Annotated in this window: 23 protein-coding genes; 17 read left to right on the top strand and 6 right to left on the bottom strand. The window is 64.5% G+C overall.

The window, feature by feature from the left end; translation table 11 throughout:
- Window positions 1–34 precede the first annotated feature (34 nt).
- Together ACV4UY_RS04170 and ACV4UY_RS04165 are read right to left on the bottom strand one after the other, a co-directional pair.
- Entirely contained in the window at window positions 35–499 is a 465-nt protein-coding gene (locus ACV4UY_RS04170) for a DNA polymerase III subunit chi (protein WP_491606390.1), read from the bottom strand.
- A gap of 1 nt (window position 500) precedes the next feature.
- Complete coding sequence (locus tag ACV4UY_RS04165) at window positions 501–2,027, bottom strand: leucyl aminopeptidase (protein ID WP_491606389.1); 1,527 nt, start codon at window positions 2,025–2,027, stop codon at window positions 501–503.
- Between the two features lie 108 nt (window positions 2,028–2,135).
- Here ACV4UY_RS04165 and ACV4UY_RS04160 point away from each other — a divergent pair, with 108 nt between their 5' ends.
- The 6 genes from ACV4UY_RS04160 (at window position 2,136) to ACV4UY_RS04135 (ending at window position 7,118) form a co-directional block, all read left to right on the top strand.
- Window positions 2,136–3,311 (top strand): LptF/LptG family permease, encoded by a 1,176-nt coding sequence (locus tag ACV4UY_RS04160; protein WP_491606388.1) that lies wholly within the window; start codon window positions 2,136–2,138, stop codon window positions 3,309–3,311.
- A gap of 5 nt (window positions 3,312–3,316) precedes the next feature.
- Window positions 3,317–4,405 carry an LPS export ABC transporter permease LptG gene (gene lptG, locus ACV4UY_RS04155; RefSeq protein ID WP_491606387.1) on the top strand — a complete coding sequence of 363 codons (1,089 nt, stop codon included), beginning with the start codon at window positions 3,317–3,319 and terminating at the stop codon, window positions 4,403–4,405.
- Window positions 4,406–4,559: 154 nt separating this feature from the next.
- Window positions 4,560–5,270, top strand: coding sequence for a hypothetical protein (locus ACV4UY_RS04150; protein ID WP_491606386.1), 711 nt, complete (start codon window positions 4,560–4,562; stop codon window positions 5,268–5,270).
- Between the two features lie 180 nt (window positions 5,271–5,450).
- Complete coding sequence (locus ACV4UY_RS04145; RefSeq protein ID WP_491606385.1) at window positions 5,451–5,801, top strand: hypothetical protein; 351 nt, start codon at window positions 5,451–5,453, stop codon at window positions 5,799–5,801.
- Window positions 5,802–5,878: 77 nt separating this feature from the next.
- Window positions 5,879–6,343 (top strand): hypothetical protein, encoded by a 465-nt coding sequence (locus ACV4UY_RS04140; protein ID WP_491606384.1) that lies wholly within the window; start codon window positions 5,879–5,881, stop codon window positions 6,341–6,343.
- A gap of 181 nt (window positions 6,344–6,524) precedes the next feature.
- A complete protein-coding gene (locus ACV4UY_RS04135) occupies window positions 6,525–7,118 on the top strand; it encodes a hypothetical protein (protein WP_491606383.1) in 594 nt (197 codons plus the stop codon).
- A 201-nt stretch (window positions 7,119–7,319) separates the two neighbouring features.
- Here ACV4UY_RS04135 and ACV4UY_RS04130 read toward each other — a convergent pair whose 3' ends face one another.
- Both ACV4UY_RS04130 and ACV4UY_RS04125 read right to left on the bottom strand, forming a co-directional pair.
- Window positions 7,320–8,057, bottom strand: coding sequence for a Crp/Fnr family transcriptional regulator (locus ACV4UY_RS04130; RefSeq protein ID WP_491606382.1), 738 nt, complete (start codon window positions 8,055–8,057; stop codon window positions 7,320–7,322).
- Window positions 8,058–8,092: 35 nt separating this feature from the next.
- A complete protein-coding gene (locus tag ACV4UY_RS04125; RefSeq protein ID WP_420906674.1) occupies window positions 8,093–8,332 on the bottom strand; it encodes a hypothetical protein in 240 nt (79 codons plus the stop codon).
- 333 nt (window positions 8,333–8,665) lie between these two features.
- Between ACV4UY_RS04125 and ACV4UY_RS04120 the strand changes: the two genes are divergently transcribed.
- The 4 genes from ACV4UY_RS04120 to ACV4UY_RS04105 all read left to right on the top strand — a co-directional run bounded on the left by ACV4UY_RS04120 (window position 8,666) and on the right by ACV4UY_RS04105 (window position 12,238).
- Entirely contained in the window at window positions 8,666–9,013 is a 348-nt protein-coding gene (locus tag ACV4UY_RS04120; RefSeq protein ID WP_491606381.1) for a transposase, read from the top strand.
- 140 nt (window positions 9,014–9,153) lie between these two features.
- On the top strand, window positions 9,154–10,722 hold the full coding sequence (locus tag ACV4UY_RS04115) for a sigma 54-interacting transcriptional regulator (RefSeq protein WP_491606380.1): 1,569 nt from the start codon (window positions 9,154–9,156) through the stop codon (window positions 10,720–10,722).
- Window positions 10,715–11,803, top strand: coding sequence for a sensor histidine kinase (locus tag ACV4UY_RS04110; RefSeq protein WP_491606379.1), 1,089 nt, complete (start codon window positions 10,715–10,717; stop codon window positions 11,801–11,803). Before ACV4UY_RS04115 ends, ACV4UY_RS04110 begins: the two co-directional genes overlap by 8 nt.
- Window positions 11,804–12,097: 294 nt before the next feature.
- Entirely contained in the window at window positions 12,098–12,238 is a 141-nt protein-coding gene (locus ACV4UY_RS04105) for a hypothetical protein (RefSeq protein WP_491606378.1), read from the top strand.
- Window positions 12,239–12,314: 76 nt separating this feature from the next.
- On the opposite strand, the gene ACV4UY_RS04100 is transcribed toward ACV4UY_RS04105, so the two are convergent.
- Window positions 12,315–12,590 (bottom strand): hypothetical protein, encoded by a 276-nt coding sequence (locus ACV4UY_RS04100; RefSeq protein WP_491606377.1) that lies wholly within the window; start codon window positions 12,588–12,590, stop codon window positions 12,315–12,317.
- Between the two features lie 303 nt (window positions 12,591–12,893).
- Between ACV4UY_RS04100 and dnaK the strand changes: the two genes are divergently transcribed.
- Complete coding sequence (gene dnaK, locus ACV4UY_RS04095; RefSeq protein ID WP_491606376.1) at window positions 12,894–15,032, top strand: molecular chaperone DnaK; 2,139 nt, start codon at window positions 12,894–12,896, stop codon at window positions 15,030–15,032.
- Window positions 15,033–15,037: 5 nt separating this feature from the next.
- Window positions 15,038–15,532: a DciA family protein gene (locus ACV4UY_RS04090; RefSeq protein WP_491606375.1), complete on the top strand. Its 495-nt coding sequence runs from the start codon at window positions 15,038–15,040 to the stop codon at window positions 15,530–15,532.
- A gap of 21 nt (window positions 15,533–15,553) precedes the next feature.
- Here the strand turns inward: ACV4UY_RS04090 and ACV4UY_RS04085 are convergent, their stop codons facing one another.
- Window positions 15,554–16,231 (bottom strand): tRNA1(Val) (adenine(37)-N6)-methyltransferase, encoded by a 678-nt coding sequence (locus ACV4UY_RS04085; RefSeq protein WP_491606374.1) that lies wholly within the window; start codon window positions 16,229–16,231, stop codon window positions 15,554–15,556.
- Between the two features lie 167 nt (window positions 16,232–16,398).
- On the opposite strand from ACV4UY_RS04085, the gene ACV4UY_RS04080 reads away from it, so the two are divergent.
- From ACV4UY_RS04080 to thiE, 5 genes are all read left to right on the top strand, one after another.
- Window positions 16,399–17,910 (top strand): methyl-accepting chemotaxis protein, encoded by a 1,512-nt coding sequence (locus ACV4UY_RS04080; protein WP_491606373.1) that lies wholly within the window; start codon window positions 16,399–16,401, stop codon window positions 17,908–17,910.
- Window positions 17,911–18,059: 149 nt separating this feature from the next.
- Window positions 18,060–18,926, top strand: coding sequence for an inositol monophosphatase family protein (locus tag ACV4UY_RS04075; protein ID WP_491606372.1), 867 nt, complete (start codon window positions 18,060–18,062; stop codon window positions 18,924–18,926).
- Window positions 18,927–18,933: 7 nt separating this feature from the next.
- Window positions 18,934–19,923, top strand: coding sequence for an adenosine kinase (locus ACV4UY_RS04070; RefSeq protein ID WP_491606371.1), 990 nt, complete (start codon window positions 18,934–18,936; stop codon window positions 19,921–19,923).
- A 4-nt stretch (window positions 19,924–19,927) separates the two neighbouring features.
- Window positions 19,928–20,308, top strand: a complete 381-nt coding sequence (locus ACV4UY_RS04065) for a PilZ domain-containing protein (protein ID WP_420906665.1) — start codon at window positions 19,928–19,930, stop codon at window positions 20,306–20,308.
- Window positions 20,305–20,946: a thiamine phosphate synthase gene (gene thiE, locus ACV4UY_RS04060; RefSeq protein WP_491606370.1), complete on the top strand. Its 642-nt coding sequence runs from the start codon at window positions 20,305–20,307 to the stop codon at window positions 20,944–20,946. The genes ACV4UY_RS04065 and thiE overlap by 4 nt, the downstream gene beginning before the upstream one ends.
- Window positions 20,947–21,209: the final 263 nt, after the last annotated feature.

Below are 21,209 nucleotides of genomic sequence, written 5' to 3'. Positions count from 1 at the left end.
CCTCAGAGGCGGTCTGGCCCGTGCCAAACCCCTCTCACCCGCCCCCCGCACGACTCCAACGCCCCTCCGGGGACTGCACCCAATACTCCATCGCCAACCCGCGCGCCTGATACCACCGATACCGCTCCCGCGCCGGGGCCGGATCCCCCACCACGAAATCCACCACCACGTCGAACCCAGCCGCCCCCTCGACCAATCCGGCATCCGCCGCGACCACCACCGTGGCCCCGTTGCGATCGTCCGGCGTCAAGGCGAGCAGAACCGGCTGCAACTGGGGATCCGGACCATCCCACACCCCGTGGGGCAGAAAACGCTCCAACGGATGACGCCACAACAGATCATCCCAATGCCGCGACCGGGCCGGACTCCCCACCAGCAAACAGACCTTCAACCCCTGCTCCACCAGTTTGTGCAACAAACCGGTCAACACCCCATCCACCGAGGCGCCGGCGACCTGGTAGAACCGGGCCACCGGACTCCCCTCGCGCGCTCGCGCCATGTCACACCCGCTCCGCCAGGACGTATTCGCACAACAACCGCACCCCGACCCCCACCGCACCCTTGGGCATGTGCGGCCTGGACGAGGAGAGATCATACGCGGTGCCGGCGATGTCCAGATGGGCCCAGGCACGGGATTCATCCACGAACCGGGAGAGGAAGCAGGCGGCGGTGATCGTGCCGGCCTCGCGCCCGCCGACATTCTTGATGTCGGCCACCACGGACTTGATCTGCTCCTGATACTCCGGGAACATCGGCAACGGCCAGACCCGCTCTCCGCACCGGTCGCCGGCCTTGCGCAATTTCTTCCGCAACCCTGCGTGGTTGCCCATCAGACCCGTGGCATGGGATCCCAGGGCGATGACGCAGGCTCCGGTGAGGGTGGCCAGATCGATGATCACGTCCGGATCGAAGGTGGCGGCGTGATGCAACGCATCGGCCAGGATCAGACGCCCCTCGGCATCGGTGTTGATCACCTCGACGTGGATCCCCCTGGCGGTCTTGATCACGTCTCCCGGACGCTGGGCCGTGCCCGAGGGGAGATTCTCGGCGGCGGGAACGATCCCCACCACGTTGATCGGCAACTCCATCTCGGCGATGGCGTGCAGAAACCCGAACACCGCCGCCCCGCCGCTCATGTCGAATTTCATCTCCTCCATCTTGGCGCCGGGCTTCAAGGAGATGCCCCCCGAATCGAAGGTGACCGCCTTGCCCACCACGGCCAGGGTCGGACGATCGCCCCCCTTGCGATACTCCAGGATGATCATGCAGGGTGGATGGGCGCTCCCCTGTCCAACCGCCAGAATGCCGTTCATTCCCTTCTGGGCCAGCACCTGCGGGGAGAAGATGGTGGTCTTGACCGGCAACCGCTCGGCCAGCTCGCGCCCCTTCCTGGCCAGAACGTCGGGGGTGAGGAGATTGCCCGGCGTGTTGCACAGATCCCGCGCCAGCATCACGCCACGGGTGATCTTCTCGACCCGTTCCAGACGCTTGCGCCCCCCCTTGAGTCTGGCGGCGGGGAGCAGGAAGTCCAGCCGCTTGAGACGGTGACGGGGGGCATCCTTCCTGCTGACCCCCTGATAGCGCTCGAAACGGTAACTTCCCAGCCAGGCCCCCTCGGCCATGGTCGCCATCACCCGTGACGGCCCGATGCCGTGCTGCTCATCGAGGGAGACCAGCACCAGCGCCCGATCCACGGCGCTCTTCTCGCACGCCTTGACCACGCTGGCCCCGAGGGCGCGCAGACTCTCCAGGGTGACCGACTCGCGCTTGCCCAATCCAACCAGCAGCAACCGCCCCACCGCCAACCCCTCTCCCGGAGTCACGGGCAAAAACAGCGTCTCCCCGGCGTCCCCACGCAGCCAACCGGCCTTGAGCACCCGTTTCACCTCGCGCGCCACCCCGTCCGGACAGCGCGCCAGGGCGGCCTGGGCCTCGCCCCCCTGGTGGACGCCGATCACCAGCAGATCGGCCTCGTGGGCGATCGCCGTCTCGTCGAACAGATGGATCTTCACATGGGCTTCCGACATCGCGACCTCATCCTTTGTCTTGGCATGAAAAATGAACTACTGAAACTTTGCCAAGAATCCTTACCACAAGCACGAGCAAAACACAAAGACCCTCACCCGCGCACGCCCATGAAACGCCTCTCCCGCCATCTTTTCCAAGATTGCGCCGCGACCTCGCTGGTCACGCTGGGCACGCTCACCTTTCTGATCATGCTCCCGCAGATCCTGCTGCTCACCGATGTCTGGATCAACAAGGGCGCGCCGTTTTCGGTGCTGCGTCAAATGATCCTCCTGGCCATCCCGCAATTCATGGTCGGAACCCTGCCCATGGCGCTCCTGACCGGCATTCTTTTGACCCTCAACCGCATGGCCCGTGACAGCGAACTGGTGATCATCAAGGCCAGCGGGGTGAGCATCTGGCAAATGCTGCGCCCGGTCGGACTGCTGGTGCTGCTGTTCACCGTGCTCTCGCTGCTGCTCAACTGGATCTGGGTACCCAGGGCCTTCTTCGAATTCACCACCCTCAAACGGGCCCTGCTCACCTCCAGCTCGGCCCTGACCCTGCAACCGCGCACCTTCAACCGCGACATCCCCGGCCTGACCCTGCACGTCGAACGCCAGGATCCCATCTCCGGCACCCTCGAGGGGGTGCTGATCCACGATCAGCGCAACCCGAAAGAGGTGGTGACCATCACCGCGCGTCGCGCCCATCCCCACACCCGCGCCGACAACAAGGCGGCACTCTTTCTCGAGGATGGCAGCCGCCACTGGGTCACCCAGGCCGGATACTACCGCCACATGCAGTTCACCCGCTTCGACCTCGGGCTGGAGGTGGTGCTGGGACTGGTGCCCGCCCACCAGAAGGAGTCCGTGGACGAACTCGATCCGGATGAGTTGTTGGCCATGCTCGACCATGGCACGCCGGAAAAACGCCACGCCGCGCTCCTGGAGTGGCATCGCCGCCTGGCCTTTCCGGCGGCCACCCTCATCATGGGTGCGCTCGCCCTGCCGTTGGGGGTGCGTCAGTCCCACCGCACCGGCAAAAGCTTCGGATTCGCCGCCGCGCTGCTGATCCTGATTCTCCACTTCCTGCTGCTGGCCTCCGGAGAGGCCCTGGCCACCCGGAAATTCACCACTCCCCTGATCGGTCTGTGGCTGCCCAACCTCATCATGGTCACGCTCACCGCCTGGGCCTTCCACTTCGGCGCCCAGGGACGTCTCGCCCCGGATTGGCGCTGGCCCGGTGGCGTCGCGCCCGGCCCCGACCCCGCCCCACCCGATCCGCACGGCTCGATGACCCGGTGACCCGCATGCCCATTCTCTTCCGCCATCTGCTGAGCTTCTTTCTGACCGGCTTCTTGAAGACCCTCGGGGTCTTCGTCGGCCTGTTCCTGCTCATCGACGGCATCGAGGGGATCCGACGCTACACCCCCAAACCCAACTTCAACACCCTGGATCTCGCCCTGCTGATCTTAAGCCGGCTGCCCAACTATCTGGGCATGCTCACCCCCTCGATGCTGCTTCTGGCCACCCTCATGGGCGTGGCCCGCCTGACCCGCGACAACGAAATCACCGTCATGCGCGCCAGCGGCGTATCGCTGGTCGGCATCCTCGCTCCCCTGCTGACCGGAGGTCTGATCGTCGCCCTGTTCCACGGACTGCTGACCGCCCAGATCGTCCCCCGCACCAATGCCCTCGCCCAGAAAATCGAAGATCACATCGTGGACCGGCTCATCGCCCCGCCCTCCAAGAGCGGCGACCTGTGGCTGCGCGACGGCGGACACATCATCCACCTCCAGAAGTTCGACCCGGATCGGATCACCCTGCACGGTGTCACCGCCTTCACCTTCGACGCCGAACACCGCCTCGCCGCCCGCCTGGAAGCCAGCCGCGCCACCTTCGACGGCCAGGGCTGGAAGCTCCACGAAGGACTCGACTACCGGTTCCTCCCCACGGTCGAGGTCCAGGCCTTCGAGGCACGTCCCTGGCAGGTCTCCCTGGACCCGCAACGCCTCTCCGCCAGCACCCCTCCGCCGAACATGCTCACCGTGATCGAACTGATCCCGGCCATCGACCGGCTGGAACAGGATGGTCACGATGCCACCCGTCACCGCATGATCCTGCACCGACGCCTGGCCGCGCCAGCCATCAACCTGGCCGCCATCGCCCTTGCCTTCCCCTTCGCCCTGCGCCTGCCCCGCTCGGGTGGCGCCCTGCGCTCCTCCCTGCTCGGCACCCTGCTGGGTTTCCTCATGTTCGTGCTCGTCGATCTGTCCACCGCCTTCGGACTCGGCGGACGCCTCCCCCCGATCCTGGCCGCCTGGGCCCCGGTGCTCTTCTTTGCCGGGGTGTCCGGATTCCTGTTTCTCCACCTCGCCTATCCCAGACACTCACGATAACGCCTAACCCGCGACATTCCTTGAAAGAATCCCTTATCCGCCCCCCCCGAACGTCCGATACACCTTCCAGCGACGGATGATTTTCACGACACCATCTTTCGTATCCTAAGAGATCCAATGCATTTCGCCCGGGATGGGCGAGGGAGATGAACTCATGAAGGGATTGCTCACCCATGTCGGGAAAAACGGTGGACAATGGCTGCTGATCGCTGCCGTCGCTCCCCTGGCCGCGGCCTGCGGACATACCGTGGACCCCACCCAGGCGCCTCTGACCACCTACGAAATGCCCGCCGCGGTGGTGGTTCACACCCCTCCGGTCACGCTCCCTCCCGGTTCGCCCTGGCAGAGCCCCATGCCCGCCGGCGCGGCGAGCGCCTACGCCAATGCCCCGGTGGTCGCCCCCAACGGCACCACCGTGACCAGTCCGGCTCCGTCGCTCACCCCCGCCACCGATGCCCTCGGCCATCCCGCCGGCTCCACGGTGGTGCGTCAGGCGCCGATCACCATCGAACGCCCCTCGATCGTGGTCAACCAGCCGCCGGTATGGGTCGGAAATCCGCCGGTGGCCATTCCGCAACCGCCGGTGATCATGCATCAGGCTCCGATCACGGTGGAGCAGCCCTCGTTCGTGATCCAACCGCCGAAAGTGGGCTTCCAGGTTCCGCAATCCCAACCGGTGGCCGAAGCCAAACCGGCTCCGGAGGTCAAACCGGCCCCGGTGGTCGAGGAGAAGCCCAAGCCCGAGGCCAAGAAGGCCGCACCGGCCAAAAAACCGGCCAAGAAGGCGGTCAAGAAGGCGAAAAAACCGGTCGCCAAGGCTCCCAGGAAGTCCCAGGCGCCCGGAGACGATCTGCCGCCGAAGTAACTTGCAGGATGGGGGGAGCCCCCCACACCATGAACCTCCCTTCGGGAGTTCCATGGTGCGGATGCGCGCCTGGCGAAACTCTGGAGCAACCAGAACGTTGCGCCGGATGGAAAAAGACCTTGGATCAAGGATTCTGGATCAGAGGCGTCGTGAAACGCCGGACAAGGAGTGACGCAACCCATGCCTAAGTTCATACCACCCGTGGCCGCCCTGCTGCTCGCACTGAATGGGGGCAACGCCCTGGCCGGCGAACTGATCGTGCCGCACCAGCCGGGGGATACGATCTCGATCCACGTCCGTCCCGGACGCTATGCCCACCCCTCGGACTACTGGTGGCAGAGGGATCCCTCCAGCCAGGGGAAGTGGGACTATTTCACCCCGGTCGATCATCTGCGGCAACCGGTGCTCCTGGAGCCCGGCGAGGAGACGGGCGGATGGTTCCAGACCTTGCGTCTGGTGCCGGCCCTCCAGCCGTCCGAGGCGCACAAACCCGCCGCCACGATCCCCGTGACCAATCGCCCCTTGCGGTGAACGCGGCGATCCCGAAACACGCCTTGCTCGTGATTCAACCCACGACACTCGTCATTCATCCATAAGGGAAGAGCCTCATGAAGACCCACATCACCCCCCGCCTTCACAAACCGTCGCTGCTCGGCACGGCCACCCTCGCCGCGATCCTGCTCGCGCTCCCCGCGCCGGCCAAGGCCGAACCGACCACCACTGCCGTGGCCGCGGTGGTCTCCGCGGGCTGGCTGGCGGTGATCACCGCCTTTCACGGCTCCTCCCGCGATCATGGCTATCCCATGGCCTCCTCGTCGGACTCCGGCGCGCCCCGCCCGTATGTGATCCCGGCCCACGCCGTGAACCTGCCCCCGGCCAACAGCCCGGCCTTCGGTTCCGGCGGCATGATCTACTCCTCGGTCTCGCCCCTGGCGACCACCAATCAGACCCAGGCTCAGGTGCAACCGGTGGTGCGCATGGAGACCGCGCCGGTCGCCTACTACGCGGTGCCGAGTCCCGGCCTGCAGGTGGTGACCCCGGTGAGCGCGGCGTATGGCGAACCCAGAAAATAAGCCCCGAGCGACGACGCATCCGTTGCTTTACCATGGAACGCCCGAAGGGAGGTCCATGGTACGGAGGGTGAGAGGGTTCTCCCCCCATCATGCACGTTAACAAATGCTTTGCGCCCGACGGCCAGAACAGCGATTCTCGTCGTCGGGCGTGGATGATTCAAGAAAACCGAGGAATCGCGCCATGAACCCCAGGAACCTCCCCCGCCCAGCGCAACTCCCGACTCTCGCGATCGGGTTTGGCGCGGCTGTTTTCGTCCTCTGGAGCGTCAGCGCCGAGGCCGGCAACGCCTCCGTGGACAAAACCGGCGTCAAGAAGCCGGAAAAGAGCAGCGCCAGCGGTTCCAGGCACATCTACTACCCGGATACGGCCCGTTCCTTCTTCGACTATCAGGATACCGGGGCCTTTGTCGGACGTCCGATGGTGATTCCGCCCACCTTGCCGATCATCAGCCAGCCGACCCATCTGGTGATCCACATGCCGGCTCCGGATCCGGTCAAGGCGCCCCTGCCGACCCTGGCGCCGCAATCCGCCGCCGCGCCCAAGCCGGTCGCATCCGCCGCGCCGCCCGCCGCGCCCAAGCCGGTCGTATCCGCCGCGCCGTCCGCCGCGCCCAAGCCGGTCGCATCCGCCGCGCCGCCCGCCGCGCCCAAGCCGGTCGCATCCGCCGCGCCGCCCGAAGCACCCAGGGAGCCCGCCGCCGTGATCCCCAGCGTCCCGCGCCGACCGGTCGAGGTCGAACCCCCGGTACGTCCCCTGCCGGTAAGCCGGGATTGATTGCGCCAACCTCTTTCCAACCCTATCGGATGGAAGGCTCTTTCCGCACCTCGAAACGATCCACGCCTGCCGTAACTGGCATGATGGGGAGAGAACCCCCTACCCCTCCCGAAGGGAGGTCCATGGGTAAAAACAAACACAGGTCGCCGTCAACACGGCGACCTGAACGTGGTCACACCCGATCCAAGCAAACCCGTACACTCACGCCGGGCTCTTGTCCTGCCCCTGTCCCTGCTGCTCCTCGTCGATGAAACTTTCCAACGCGGTCTGGTCGAGGATCTGGATCACCCGTCCCTTGACCTCGATCAGTCCGAGTTTGCTCAAGCGGGACAGAATGCGCGAAAAGGTCTCGGGTTGGATCGACAACCGCGAAGCGATCACCCGCTTGGAGGCATCCAGGCGTACCATCCCCCCGACCGGTCCGGTTCCCGGACTCTTGTTGGTCAGAAGATAGCGCGCCAGGCGCACCGGCGCGCTCTGCAGGCTCAAGGTGCGAATCTCGGTGAGTTGACCGTGGAGACGCTTGCTCATCTCGGCCATCATCCGGAAACAGGTATCCGGAGACTCACGCAGGATGGTCAGGAAGGTTTTGTTGTCAAATGCAAGCGCATCGCAGGCGGTAAGCGCCGTGGCGAAAACCGGGTAGCCCGGCTGCTCCATGAACATCACCGCCAGGGCGATGGCATCCCCGGGCCCCATGATACGCAGCACCTTTTCCGCGCCGTTGACCGCCAGATGAAAGAGCTTCACCCGCCCTCTCAGGATGATGAAAAAGCGATCCGCCGGTTCCTGGGCATGAAACAGGGCCTCGTTCTCCTCCAGATGGATCTGCCGCATGGTGCGTTGCACCCGTTGCACCTGCACATCGGAGAGCGCGCGGAACAGGGTGGTTTCGCGGAAGATCCGATGGCTCAGATCCCGGATGGGCGGTGGCATCATGACCTGTTCCTCCTTTGCTTGCCTTTCCGGCATCCTCAACCCGAATCCGGCATCGGACGACGCCGGCGTTTGTCCGCGCGCCGCTTGATCAGACGCGCAAGCTCCGCGCGTTGATAAACCTCGTGCAGACTCCCCAGATTCAAACCGAACGACCATTTCTCCAATCCACCCCGAAAGGCGGACATCAACCGTTTTTCGGTGCGCCACAGCTTCTCGAAACTCTTGCCCATGGGCGCCAGAATGGCAAGATGCCGTTTTTTCTTGTCCGAGGCCATGATGTATCGATTCCCCAATCGGCTCTCAGGCTGATCGCCGATCCTGACTGACATCTCCGCGGGGTGGGAACACGCCCGCCCCGATCCCGATCGACCTCGTTTGGGAGGTCAGGGAGAAGGCAACTTTTTCCGGCCCAGGCCGTAAGAATCCGGCAAAAGCTGCCCATCCTCAGGTCCGAATCTAACAGACAATCCCACGCATTCACAACCGAAAATCATGGCACGTTTCTGGCTTTACGTTAATCGCCATCCGCTTGTTCGGAACCGGTGGCCGGAACCCGGCCTTGTCACGATTTTCGTTAATACAATCAACCCCCACGAAGGAACGACACCATGGCGGTCATGGATGTGCGCTGTCCCGATTGTCACGGTTTGAACGTGGTCAAATACGGGGTCCAGCCCAACGGCAAGCAACGCTATCTCTGTCAGGATTCCAACTGCGCGCGACGGATTTTCATTCTCCGTCCACCCACCGACACCGGCATGGCGCGCCTGCCCACCGACATGCGCCGGGTCATCGAACGGGCCCTGGCCGGCGCCGAAATCAGCCATACCGCCCAGGAGCTGCATCTACCCACCGAAACCGTGGCCGAGGTGTTTCAACTGCTGGCCCGTTTCACGCCTCCCCCCGGCGGGGTCAGCCGTCAGCGTCGCACCCTGCGACGGCGCGCGGCGGGATGAATCTTTCGGCGGTCCCACGCGAAACCGTGCCCGGATCCGTCACTTTCTTGTAAACATTTCCTCTCGATGTGACGAAACAGACCTTGCAACCGCGCCGTGTGGCGCTGGCGCCACCGTCTCTCACGCCGTCGGGAAAGTCGATGCACCGTTCCACGGAGATCAATCAACGCCTGGAGACCCTCAAGTCGCTCCTGGAGCGGATTCACCGCGCCTGGGGACCGGACGACTTCGAGGCGTTGATGCGTTTTTTCGTGGAGATCCTCCCTCCGCTCACCCAAGCCGAACGGTGCAGCGTCTTCATCGTCGATTCGGGCAGCGAACGGATCTGGCTCAAATTCGGCACCGGCCTGAAAGAAAAGGCGATCATCGCGCCGATGCGCGGCAGCGTGGTGGGTGAGGCGATCTCCACGGGTCGCACCGTGATGCGGTTGGGATTGGAGTCACGGGAAGGGTTCCACGCCATCGCCGACCGACAGACCGACTACACCACCCGCAATCTGCTCTGCGTGCCGATCATGAGCCTGGCCGGAAACTATGCCATCGGCGCCGTGGAACTGCTCAACAAGCAGGAAGAACCCGGTTTCTCCCCGGCGGATGAAACGCTGTTGCACCAACTGGTCAAATATCTGGCTCTCTCCATCGAACACAACGCCGTGACCGAAGAGATCGTGGAGATCACCCGCGGCATGCATGCGGAAATGGCCCGCGCCGCCGACCCGCTTCTCGGCGAGGAGCGCTACGTCGCCGAAAGCCCGGCCATGCGTCGGATCTTCGCCCTGGTGAACCAGATCGGTCCGTTGCCGGTCAACGTCTTCGTCTCCGGGGAGAGCGGCACCGGCAAGGAGGTGATCGCACGGTTGATCCACGAACGGGGTGGCGCCGCGCGCACCCGACCCTTCGTGGCGGTCAACTGCTCGGCGATCCCGGAAAATCTCATGGAAAGCGAGTTCTTCGGTCACGAGAAAGGGGCCTTCACCGGCGCCACCGCGAGCCGCATGGGCCGTTTCGAGGAGGCCGCCGGCGGCACGCTCTTTCTGGATGAGATCGGCGACATGCCCGTGTCGATTCAACCGCGCTTCCTGCGCGCCATCCAGGAGATGGAAGGGGTACGGCTGGGTGGGAGCAAGGTGCATCGGTATGATTTCCGGCTGATCAGCGCCTCGGGCAAGGATCTGCGCGAAGAGGTGCGGGGGGGACGTTTCCGCGAGGATCTGTTTTTCCGGCTGTTTTCCATCGACATCCATCTCCCACCCCTGCGCGAGCGCCGCGAGGAGATCCTGCCGTTGATGCTGTTGTTCCTCGACCAGGTGAGCACGCGCTTCAAGAAGCGTCCGCGCGGCTTCTCACCGGAGCTGGTGGCCCTGTTCGAGTCCCACCCCTGGCCCGGCAATGTGCGCCAACTGGAGCACGAGGTGGAGCGTCTGGTGGCCCTCACCCCGGACGAGGAGTGGATCACCCCGGCGCACTGCTCCTCCGCACTCCTGGAAACGCGGCCATCCACCAGCGGGGCCTGCGCGCGCGTTGCCGATACCTTGTCGCTCCCCGAACAACGCAAGCGGCTGGAGATCGACCTCATCGCCCAGGCGCTGCGCCAGGCGGGGGGCAACAAGGCCCGCGCCGCCGAACTGCTGGAGATCACCCGCCAGTCCCTGCACAACAAACTGCGCCTGTACCGGATCGATGAGGGAGGCGAGACTTTTCATGGTTGATTTCGTCCCCAGGATGGTCGTCAATCCCCTTCAAGAGATCGTCGAATCCCTCACGGGCGTCCACTGGGCCCTGCTCGACCCCGACGGCATCATCGTCGCGGTCAACCCTGCCTGGCGCGCCTTTTCCGCGCTCAACGGCGGCGTGGGCGACTATCTGGGCGCCAATTACCTCGAGATCTGCGCACGGGCCTGCCAGGAGAACGACCAGCTCTGGGAGGCCGAACGGCTGCTCCATCAATTGCGCGACCATCTCGAGGCGCGGGCGCAAGAGCCCTCCCCCTCGGTCTGCTACTCCTGCCACGCCCCCACGGAACACCGCTGGTTCGAGGTGAGCGTCCGCCCCTGCGCGTGGGAAGGGAACAGGCACCTGTTGATCGTCCATCGCAACGTGACCACCGAAAAGCACCTCGAATTCTCACGGGAGCGGGCCCTGGGCATGATCATGCACGATCTGCGCGGCCAGATCGGCAATCTCTACAACACCATCGATCTGCTCCAGATGATGGAACAGGATCCGGAACGGCGGATGCTTCTCTCCCTCTCCCAGAAATCCGGACGCCGCGCGCTGGAGATCATCGCCTCGCACTCCCGATTCATCGCCCTCGAACAGGGCGCCCTGCATCTGGAGTGCGCGACACTGGACCTGGCGGCGATGATCGACGGGTGGCGGCAGAGAAACGACAGGCAACTCGGTTCCCAGAAGACCCGACTGGAGGTCCACGCCGACCTCGCTCCCGCTGCCCCCGCGCCGCGCGGGGAGCGCACCCTGATCCAGAGCGTGCTGGACAACCTTTTGACCAACGCCTTGGAAGCTGCACCCTTCGGCGGCCTCATCCAGGTGACACTGCGCATCGATTCAAAGGGGCTGCATTTGAGCATCCACAATCCGGGCGCCGTACCGCCGGAAATCCGTTCCCGATTCTTCGAGAAGTACGTCACGCATGGCAAATCCCATGGCACGGGTCTGGGCACCTATGCGGCCCGTCTGATCGTGGAGGCCCATCGCGGCACGATCCGCATGCGCACCCCGAACGAAAACAGCACCGAGATCTTGATCTTCCTCCCGCATGGACCGTGCTGAACGCCCGCCTTCCCCGACGCAGACATCCCCACCGTGACACGCGACGCCAAACCGGTGAAGGATCCGACCCATCGCAGCACCATCAGAACCATTGACTTCGGATCGCAACAACCTGGCTTTCAACCCGGAGCCATGGCCGTATCCTTCCCCGACAATCCCCCGCCGATGAATCCATGCCTAATTGACACACGACAGCTCTGATGATATTTTTTGCATCGATATTTAATTATATTTATGGTTTCCAGGAGAAAGCATGCCTTACAGTCATGAGTTCGATTCCGAGGATGGATCGCGGTGAGTCGCAGATGGCTGGCGAACGCCGCTTCGGGTGAGGATTCGACCCGTTCCAGCCACAGCCCGAACGCCTTCATCAACGCCGGGATCCTCACGGGATTGGAAAAAATCACCGCCGAACCGGCAATGCGGCGCGGATGATCGCTGTAGAATCCCGCAACCTCCGGCTGACTGCGCGCCACGATGCGCCGATGCCGTTCACAAACCAGCGTTTCATTCAAGGCTGTACCCGAGTCCACAGCGTACGCATCCACGTCAAGGCGTCGTAATGGTCCACGGCTTCCAGGTGCTCTCGCAACGACTTTCCACCCGCGGTGATGCCGTGCTCGATCACCTCCGCGGTTTCGCGATGGGTCAGGGTGTTCCCCTCCAAAGCGTTGGAGGTGTAGGTCAACTCCACGTCGTGAAATTTCCGCAGATGCGCCAACACCTCGGAGGACAAGGGTCGCAAGGCGTCCAAACGCCCCTTCTTCACGGCTATGCGCTGCCTCAAGGGATCATCCATCACGCTCAACGCCTCATGCCGAAAGATAGGGGATCGCCGTTGTTCTTGAAATCATGAGATCTCCCGTCAATCTCACGCACGACCAGTATGCCCATGGATCTTCATGCATCTCAAGGAAAGCGCGCGGCTGGCGGGTTCTTTCCCCGAATTGACACCCGTTCACAATCCGTTGAATCCACGACCAAAACAACTTGGCACCGTTGCTGCAATCCATTGTCGATTGAAAATCCGGCAGTTCCATCGAACAACGCCGTGGCGGCAAGAGCGTGTGACCACGAAGGACGAATCGGCATGTCAAGGATCATCGGCATCGATCTGGGAACCACCAACTCCTGCGTGGCCGTGCTGGAGAGTGGCGCGGTTCGGGTGTTGAGCAACCCGGAGGGGGAACGCACCATCCCTTCCCTGGTGGCCTTCGCGGCCAACGGCGCGCGCCGGGTCGGACAGAGCGCCAAACGGCAGATGCTGGTCAATCCGGAGAACACCCTGTCGGCGATCAAACGGCTGATGGGACGGCGTTTTTCCGATCCCCTGATCCAGCGCGAGATGGAACGCCTGCCCTATCGGGTCGTGGCGCTGGAAAACGGCGATGCCGGGGTGGAGGTCCATGGCGAAACCAAGGCCCCCGCCGAGATCGCGGCGATCGTGCTGCAACGGTTGAAACAGATCGCCGAGGAGCAACTCGGGGAACCGGTCGCGCGGGCGGTGATCACGGTCCCGGCCTACTTCAACGAGGCGCAGCGCCAGGCCACCCGCGACGCGGGCCGGATCGCCGGACTCGAGGTGGTACGCATCATCCACGAACCGACCGCCGCAGCCCTGGCCCACGGACTGGAGGGGTGCGAGGGTCGGACCATCGCGGTCTTCGATCTGGGCGGCGGCACCTTCGACATCTCCATCCTCACCATCGGTTCCGGGGTGTTCCAGGTCCGGGCGACCAACGGCGACACCTTCCTGGGCGGGGAGGATTTCGATCGGTGCGTGATCGACCATCTGGCCGGAATCTGCCTGGAGCAACTCGGCTTCGACCCGCGCGCCGACAAGGAGAACGCCCAACGTCTCAAGGAGGCCGCCGAGACGGCGCGCATCGAACTCTCCACCGAATTGACCACCGAGATCCATCTCCCCTTTCTGCGCGCCGAGGAGAACACCCCCCGGCATCTGAGCACCACCCTGACCCGCGCCAGGCTCGAAGAGCTGGTGGAAGGATTGATCCAGCGCACCATCGTGCCCTGCGTGATCGCGCTCAAGGAGGCCGGCGTCGGGGTGGATGGCATCGACGCGGTGATCCTGGCCGGTGGCATGACCCGCATGCCGAAGATCCGTCAGACCGTGGCCAACTTCTTCGGCATGGAGCCGATCGCTGGCGTGGATCCGGATCTGATCGTCGCCGAGGGGGCGGCCATCCAGGCCGGCATCCTGGCCGGAGCGCTTCAGGATGTGGTTCTGTTGGATGTGACGCCGCTCTCCCTGGGGATCGAAACCAAGGGGGGCCTGTTCGGCGTGCTGATCCCGCGCAACACCACGATCCCGTGTCGTGTCGCCCGCACCTTCTCCACCGGCATGGACGGTCAGCAGTTCGCCACCGTGCGGGTGGCCCAGGGGGAGCGTGGGCTGTTCGGGGCCAACCATCTGTTGGGAGAGTTCACCCTGACCGGCATTCCGCCCGCGCAACGGGGCGTGCCGCGCATCGAGGTCTCCTTCGAGATCGATGCCGATGGCATGGCCAGGGTGTCGGCCATCGATCTGGCCACGGGGCGGGAGCAATCGATTCACGTCAAGGCATCCGGCGGGTTGTCCGAGGCCCAGATCGCCCGCATGATCCGCGAGGCCGAACGCCATGCCGAGGAGGATGCCCGCCGGCGCCGGCTGATTCAGGCGTTGAAACGGGCCGACAACGTGTTGCACCGCACCCGTGAATTCACCCTGCGTTACGGCAACCGCCTCGAAAGCTCCCTGCGCGCGACCCTGGCCGAGGAGATCCAAACTCTGTGCCTGGCGCTGGAAAACAATCCCGATCCGGCGATCATCGAGCGGCAGGCCGATACGCTGGACGGAATGCTCGCCCACATTCCCGTTCCGGCATCCGACCCGGCCCCGACCGCCGCCACGGCGTCACACCCCAGCGGCGCTTCCGGTGAACGGGGGGCAGCCTCATGGAACGGCGCTCTCGAAGAGACGATCGAAACCTTCGCGATTCCCGAGGTAGCCGATCCGTTGGATCTGGAGTTCGAATCGGGCGAGAGCCTGGATTGGCACTTCCCCAGCGAGGACGAGGAGTACCTGGCCGAGATGCCGGTGGCCTGGGCCGAGGATCTGGACGCCTGGTTCGGGCAGGGGTTGACCGGCATCGACGACCTCTTTCCGCTTCCCGACGTGGTGCGCGCCTCCACCCCGGGTGGCACGCGTCCGCTTGCCGCCTCCTGGTGACCCGGGTGTCCGAGCCGGACGACGGGCCGACCGCATCCGGTCCCCTGGCCGGGCTGGTCCAGGCGGTGGCCGGACGGCTGCTCGATCACCCGCGCGGCAAGGCCACCCAGTTGGCGCGGCTCTGGCGCCAGCTGGTGGGTCCGCAACTGGCGCGGCATACCGAGCCGGTACGGTTGATGAACGGGGAGTTGACCGTGCGGGTGGACTCCTCGGCCTGGCTGAGCGAGTTGAATTTCCTCGCTCCGGACATTCTGCTTCGCTTCCAGGAGCAACTCCCCGCCGGAACACTGAAAAAATTCCGCTTCAAGCAGGAGTCCCTCAAGTTCACCCCGGCGCCACGGAGCAAGCCTCCCCCGCCACGGGAGCCCCCCCTGCCCGAGGAGTTGGAACGGGCGGAACGGTTGTGCGCGCCGATCACCGACCCGCAGTTGAAAGAGACGGTGCGGGCGTTTCTGCTGGCGGACATGGGGACCAAGCGGCGCGAGGGTCGGCACGGCTGACGGTCATGCGTCGTGTCGCGGTCATCCCGCCGCACCCCGTACCCCCTTCTCCACCAGACGGGACGGGGCCACCACCAGCCCCCCGCTTCCACCCTTGCGCAGCCCCACCAGCACCAGAATCGCCTCCCGAGCCGGATCCGCGTGGACCGGCACCAGCCGTTCCGGATTGAGTCCCCGCGCCACCCCTCCGGTCAGCAACTCCACCAGCCGCTCGGGGCGGTGCATCAGCGTCATCACCCCGCCGGCGCGCAGCAGCAGCGCCCCACAGCGCAGAAAATCCCCCAAGCCCCCCGTCTGTTCGAATCGGGCCATGGCCCGCGACCGCTCCGGGGGGAGCCGACCCGCGCCAAGGGCGAAAAAGGGGGGATTGCACACCACCCGGTCGTAGCCACCCGGCACCATGTCCGGCGGCGAGGCACGCACATCCCCTTCCACCACCCGCACCCGTTCCGTGAGCGCATGCCGCTCGACCAGATGCCGCGCCTCAATGCAGAGTTCCGGTTGAATCTCCAGGCCATCCACCCGGATGCCGGGGTGGGCAAGGGCCAGACGCACCGCCACCTCGCCGCAGCCGCACCCCAATTCCGCCACCCGCTCCCCGGCCTCGACCCCGACCTCCCCGGCCAAAAGCCCGGCCTCGATCCCCCCGCCCACCCGACGACACAAGCCGGGCGGCAGCCCCTGAAAAACCGGTTTCATCCCCTTCACTCTTCTCCTTTCTGGCAACCTTTCCAGTAAACACATAATATAAATGGATAAAATAAATCATTGTTAATAATTGACATGCCAATCACTAGAAATTATGATCCTGAAACTTGCCAAGTTTGCAACCGAATCCATCTTGAACCAAGGAGGGGGGTAGAAAGATGAATATTCTCAAAAAAATCAAATTGCAAACCCAGATCTGGCTCCTGGCGATCATCGCGCTGGGCGGCATTCTCACCATCAGCGCCATCATCTACCACGACGAGCGCGTCATGATGCTCGAAGACCGTTACGCCAAGACCCGCAACCTGGTGGAGAGCGCCCACTCCCTGCTGGTTTACTATCACGACCTGGGCAACAAGGGAACCCTGACCCCGGAAGCGGCCCGCGCCGCAGCTCGAGAAGCGGTGAAAAAACTCCGCTTCAACGAGAAGGATTACTTCTGGATCAACGATTTCCATCCCAACATGGTGATGCACCCCTTCAAGCCGGAATTGGACGGCAAGGATCTCTCCAACTTCAAGGATCCGAAGGGAACCGCCCTGTTCATGGAGATGGTGAAGGTGACCCGTGCCCAGGGAGCGGGATTCGTTCCCTATCTGTGGCCGCGACCCGGCCAACAGGAGCCGGTTCCCAAAATCTCCTACGTCAAGGGGTTCGAACCGTGGGGCTGGATCATCGGTTCGGGCATCTACATCGACGACGTGGATGCCGCGCTCGCCAAGCGGCTGCGCGAGATCGGCACCGTGACCCTGGTGGTGATGCTTCTGTTGGGAGCGGTCACCTTCGCGATCACCCGACTGATCAACGCCCAGCTCGGCTGCGACCCCCTGATCATCCAGGAGGTGGCCATGCGGGTGGCCAGCGGCCATCTGGACGTGACCGACGCCAGGCACCAGGCCTGTCGTACCGGCGCCCTGGCCTCGCTGCAAGCCATGGCCAGACAACTCAAGGAAACCATCGTCGAAATACGCGACATCTCCTCGAGCCTGGTGGAAAAAGGAGGGGAGTTTTCCCACAATGCCGAGTTCATCTCCGCCGGCGGCCAGGCCCAGGATCACGGTCTGTCCGAAACCTTCCAGGCCATGAACGAGATCGCCGCCACCACCCGGCGCAACACCGACAACGCCTCCGAAACCGGACGCATCGCCACCCGTGTCGCCAACGACGCCGAAAAGACCGGAGAGGCGGTGGCACGCGCGGTTCAAGCCATGCGCGAGATCGCGGACAAGATCTCCATCATCGAGGAGATCTCCCGTCAGACCAACCTGCTGGCCCTGAACGCGGCCATCGAGGCGGCACGGGCCGGCGAACATGGCAAGGGGTTCGCGGTGGTGGCCGCCGAGGTGCGCAAGCTGGCGGAACGGAGTCAGGGAGCGGCGGGCGAGATCATCGAACTCTCCGCCAGCAGTCAGAGCATCGCCGAGCAGGCCGGGGTGATGCTCCACGACCTGTTGCCGAACATCCGCAAGACCGCCGGACTGGTCCAGGAGATCATCGCCTCCGGATCGGAACAGGCCGGACACGCCGACCGGGTGTTGGCCTCGCTGAAGGAGCAGGTGGAGATCAGCCACCGCAACTCGGCGGCATCCCAGAACATGGCACGGGATTCCGAGTCGCTGCGCGGGTTCGCGGATCGTCTGGAGGAGGTGATCGGCTTCTTCAAGGCGTGAGACGGACCGGGGATGCACCGGGCCAGGGTGCTCCTGTCCGACAGGCGGGTGGCGATCATGGACAACGGAGCGCCGATGGCCTATTCTGTGGAGCGATAATCGTGAATCGTCGAAACTCCCGCTCCCAGGCAGACCGCGACCCTCGACCCATGTCCAACGCCACGCCACCCGATCTTTCCGACTCCCTGGCCATCATGATCCGGGCCGCCCACGAAGCCGGAGACGCGATCATGCGCTATTTCCGCCTCGGTCAAACCGTCTCGGCCAGCGCCGAGGTGCGGGAAAAGGGGCATGACAACCCCTTGACCAAGGCCGATCTGGAGGCGGATACCCTGCTGCGCGAACGACTGCTCGGCAGCCACCCCCACTGCGGCTGGCTCTCCGAGGAGACCGTCGATCACCCGGACCGGCTGGAGCGGCGTTCGATCTTCGTGGTCGATCCCATCGACGGCACCAAGGAGTTCATCGCCGGTCTGCCCCAATTCGCCCTCTCCCTGGCCCTGGTCGAGGACGGACGACCGGTGGCGGCCTGCATCCACAATCCGGCCTCGAACGAAACCTTCACCGCCCTGGCCGGCAAGGGGTGCCGACTCAACGACCAACCGATCCGGGTCACCGACCGGCGCGATCTGGCCGGCGCCTCGTGCCTGGCGAGCCGTTCGGAGACCGCGCGCGGCGATTGGGAGCTTTTTTTAAGCGAATGGCACATCCAGACCATGGGATCGATCGCCTACAAGCTTGCCCTGGTCGCCTCGGGCCGCTTCGACATGACCTTCACCCTGTCGCCGAAAAACGAATGGGACTTCTGCGCCGGCGACCTGCTGGTCCACGAAGCGGGCGGCACGGTGACCCACAAAAGCGGCGCTCCCTTTCTCTACAATCAGGTCAACCCCATGGTCCGTTCGGTCCTGGCCACCAACGGCGCGTTGCACGCCCCGCTGCTGGCCCGGCTGATCGACACCCCCCTGGCTCCGGACCGCCATGCACGGTCCTGTTCCCACCCCGCGAAAGGATAAACGCACCATGAAACGCCACCACGTTTACGGCATCGGTCACGCCCTGGTGGATACGGAAATCCGGGTCACGGACGACTTCCTGAAACAGGCCGGCCTGACCAAGGGCTCCATGACCCTGATCGACGAAGCGCGCCGCGCGGAGCTTCTGGCCCTGCTCGGCGATGCGCCGCGCCACCGCGCCTGCGGCGGCTCTTCGGCCAACACCCTGATCGGCGTGGCGCAACTCGGCGGCAACGCCTTTCACGCCAGCCGCGTGGCATCCGACGAGAACGGCCTCTTTTTCACCAGCGACATGCGCGCCAACGGGGTCGCCAACGATCTCGAGAAGCGTCCCGGAACCGGTACCACCGGCCAATGTCTGGTGCTGATCACCCCGGATGCGGAACGGACCATGTGTACCCATCTGGGGATCTCCGAGTTCTTCTCCGCGGAAGATCTGGCCCCCGAGGAGCTGGCCGCCTCGGAGTGGCTCTACGTGGAGGGGTATCTGGTCACCTCGCCGAGCGCCCGCCATGCCGCCTGCGAAGCGGTCTCCCTGGCGCGCGAACACGGGGTGAAGATCGCCCTGACCTTCTCGGACGCCAGCATGATCGACTACTTCGGGGCCGGCCTGGAGGAGATCATGGGATCCGGAGTGGATCTGATCTTCTGCAATCACACCGAGGCGCTCCGTTACGCCAGGAGCGACGATCTGGAGGTGGCCAAGGCGGCCCTCGCCCGACGCGCCCCGGCCTTCGGACTGACCCTCGGCGCCCAAGGCGCGGTGGTCCGTCTGGATGGACGCGACACCCTCATCCCCGGCATGCCGGTCCAGGCCATCGACGCCAACGGCGCGGGGGATCTTTTCGCCGGCGCCCTGCTTTACGGCATCACCCACGGTTTTTCCCCGGAGCGGGCCGGACGGCTCGCCTGTCGCGCCTCGGCCCGCCTGGTGACCCGGCACGGGGCGCGCCTGTCCCGGGAGGAGACCCGGGATGTCCTGAACACCCTGGATTGACCCCATGGCCGTGCGTTCCAAATCCTCGGGAGGGCCGCGCGACCGTCGCGCCAACTCCCGCGTGGATTTCGAAGACGAACTGGTGCTGCGCGACGAGGAGGGCCGCATCCATCGCGGCGCCTTCGGCAACATCAGCCTGCGCGGTCTGCTGTTCCACGGGGAGGATCCCCTCCCGGCCCTTGGCACGATCCTCTCCGGCACCCTGATTCTGGGCACCATCTCCCTGCCGTTCAAGGGCGCGGTGATCCATGCCCAACCCGGACGCGGGGTGGCGATCCGTTTCCAGGAGATGGACATCGAGTGTTTCAGCCATCTGCGCCGCCTGGTTTCGCTCAATCTGGGCGATTCGGACACCATTGACGACGAATTCCTGGCGGATCGATGAGCCATCCCGCGATCCCCGCCGGCATTCTGCCGATTCTGGATGCCGACCGGCTCGAAAGGATCGCGCCCGCCTCCATGCCGCCCGAGGCGGTGGCCCGTCTCATCCACGCACTGGCCATTCCGATGGTGCAACTGCGCGCCAAGGGCGAGGAGGCGTCGGCCCGTGTCTTCATGACCGGCTGGCTCAAGGTGCTGCGTGACCACGCCCCTGAAACAAAAGTGATTCTCAACGACCGACTGGCCTGGGTCCTGCCGTTGGATGCCGACGGGGTGCATGTCGGACAGGGAGATACGCCGGTGGAGACCTGTCGGAACGCGCTCGGCACCGGGCGGATCATCGGTCTGTCCACCCACACCCTGGCAGAGATTCGCCAGGCCGAGGCGCTCGGAGTCGATTACATCGGCTTCGGACCGATCTTTCCGACCGCCACCAAATCCGACACCCACGCGGTTCAGGGGGTCGAGACCCTCAAGAGGATGGTCGAGGCGACCCGTTTGCCGATTGTGGCCATTGGGGGGATCACGTTGGAGAATCTGGACGCGGTGGCCGCGACCGGCACCCATGGGGCGGCGTTGATCAGCGCGTTGTGGCAAGCGGATTGGGAGCGGAGGCTGAACGCGGCGGTCGGGAGATGGTGACGGCGCTGACGCGGCGGCGCGATCCAAGATGAAACCGCACCCAGTCTGGAATGAGTCGTTTTTACCGTTGAAAAAAAAGAGAGCGTTTGGGAGATTCCTCTCCCAAGGTTTTGCTTTTGACTTTGGCGCGCTCTTTACAAAGAAGCCTTTTTCGCGTCTTGTGCGAAAAAGGCGCCGCGCGCAGCCTTGCGAAAAACGACGCACCCCATAAGATCTGCGTTTAAGAACAACATTCAAAAACACCCTGCGCCGAGGAGGCGATC

It is taken from the genome of Candidatus Magnetaquiglobus sp. (genome assembly GCF_058402785.1).
Note: the sequence above shows the minus strand (reverse complement) of the source record. Positions and strands in the feature narration are given on the sequence as shown.

What these genes read in the sequence shown, in the direction of transcription:
- ACV4UY_RS04170 (WP_491606390.1), bottom strand. Translation starts at nt 499, where the DNA reads ATGGCGCGAGCGCGCGAGGGGAGTCCGGTGGCCCGGTTCTACCAGGTC.
- ACV4UY_RS04165 (WP_491606389.1), bottom strand. Translation starts at nt 2,027, where the DNA reads ATGTCGGAAGCCCATGTGAAGATCCATCTGTTCGACGAGACGGCGATC.
- ACV4UY_RS04160 (WP_491606388.1), top strand. Translation starts at nt 2,136, where the DNA reads ATGAAACGCCTCTCCCGCCATCTTTTCCAAGATTGCGCCGCGACCTCG.
- lptG (WP_491606387.1), top strand. Translation starts at nt 3,317, where the DNA reads ATGCCCATTCTCTTCCGCCATCTGCTGAGCTTCTTTCTGACCGGCTTC.
- ACV4UY_RS04150 (WP_491606386.1), top strand. Translation starts at nt 4,560, where the DNA reads ATGAAGGGATTGCTCACCCATGTCGGGAAAAACGGTGGACAATGGCTG.
- ACV4UY_RS04145 (WP_491606385.1), top strand. Translation starts at nt 5,451, where the DNA reads ATGCCTAAGTTCATACCACCCGTGGCCGCCCTGCTGCTCGCACTGAAT.
- ACV4UY_RS04140 (WP_491606384.1), top strand. Translation starts at nt 5,879, where the DNA reads ATGAAGACCCACATCACCCCCCGCCTTCACAAACCGTCGCTGCTCGGC.
- ACV4UY_RS04135 (WP_491606383.1), top strand. Translation starts at nt 6,525, where the DNA reads ATGAACCCCAGGAACCTCCCCCGCCCAGCGCAACTCCCGACTCTCGCG.
- ACV4UY_RS04130 (WP_491606382.1), bottom strand. Translation starts at nt 8,057, where the DNA reads ATGATGCCACCGCCCATCCGGGATCTGAGCCATCGGATCTTCCGCGAA.
- ACV4UY_RS04125 (WP_420906674.1), bottom strand. Translation starts at nt 8,332, where the DNA reads ATGGCCTCGGACAAGAAAAAACGGCATCTTGCCATTCTGGCGCCCATG.
- ACV4UY_RS04120 (WP_491606381.1), top strand. Translation starts at nt 8,666, where the DNA reads ATGGCGGTCATGGATGTGCGCTGTCCCGATTGTCACGGTTTGAACGTG.
- ACV4UY_RS04115 (WP_491606380.1), top strand. Translation starts at nt 9,154, where the DNA reads ATGCACCGTTCCACGGAGATCAATCAACGCCTGGAGACCCTCAAGTCG.
- ACV4UY_RS04110 (WP_491606379.1), top strand. Translation starts at nt 10,715, where the DNA reads ATGGTTGATTTCGTCCCCAGGATGGTCGTCAATCCCCTTCAAGAGATC.
- dnaK (WP_491606376.1), top strand. Translation starts at nt 12,894, where the DNA reads ATGTCAAGGATCATCGGCATCGATCTGGGAACCACCAACTCCTGCGTG.
- ACV4UY_RS04085 (WP_491606374.1), bottom strand. Translation starts at nt 16,231, where the DNA reads ATGAAACCGGTTTTTCAGGGGCTGCCGCCCGGCTTGTGTCGTCGGGTG.
- ACV4UY_RS04080 (WP_491606373.1), top strand. Translation starts at nt 16,399, where the DNA reads ATGAATATTCTCAAAAAAATCAAATTGCAAACCCAGATCTGGCTCCTG.
- ACV4UY_RS04075 (WP_491606372.1), top strand. Translation starts at nt 18,060, where the DNA reads ATGTCCAACGCCACGCCACCCGATCTTTCCGACTCCCTGGCCATCATG.
- ACV4UY_RS04070 (WP_491606371.1), top strand. Translation starts at nt 18,934, where the DNA reads ATGAAACGCCACCACGTTTACGGCATCGGTCACGCCCTGGTGGATACG.
- ACV4UY_RS04065 (WP_420906665.1), top strand. Translation starts at nt 19,928, where the DNA reads ATGGCCGTGCGTTCCAAATCCTCGGGAGGGCCGCGCGACCGTCGCGCC.
- thiE (WP_491606370.1), top strand. Translation starts at nt 20,305, where the DNA reads ATGAGCCATCCCGCGATCCCCGCCGGCATTCTGCCGATTCTGGATGCC.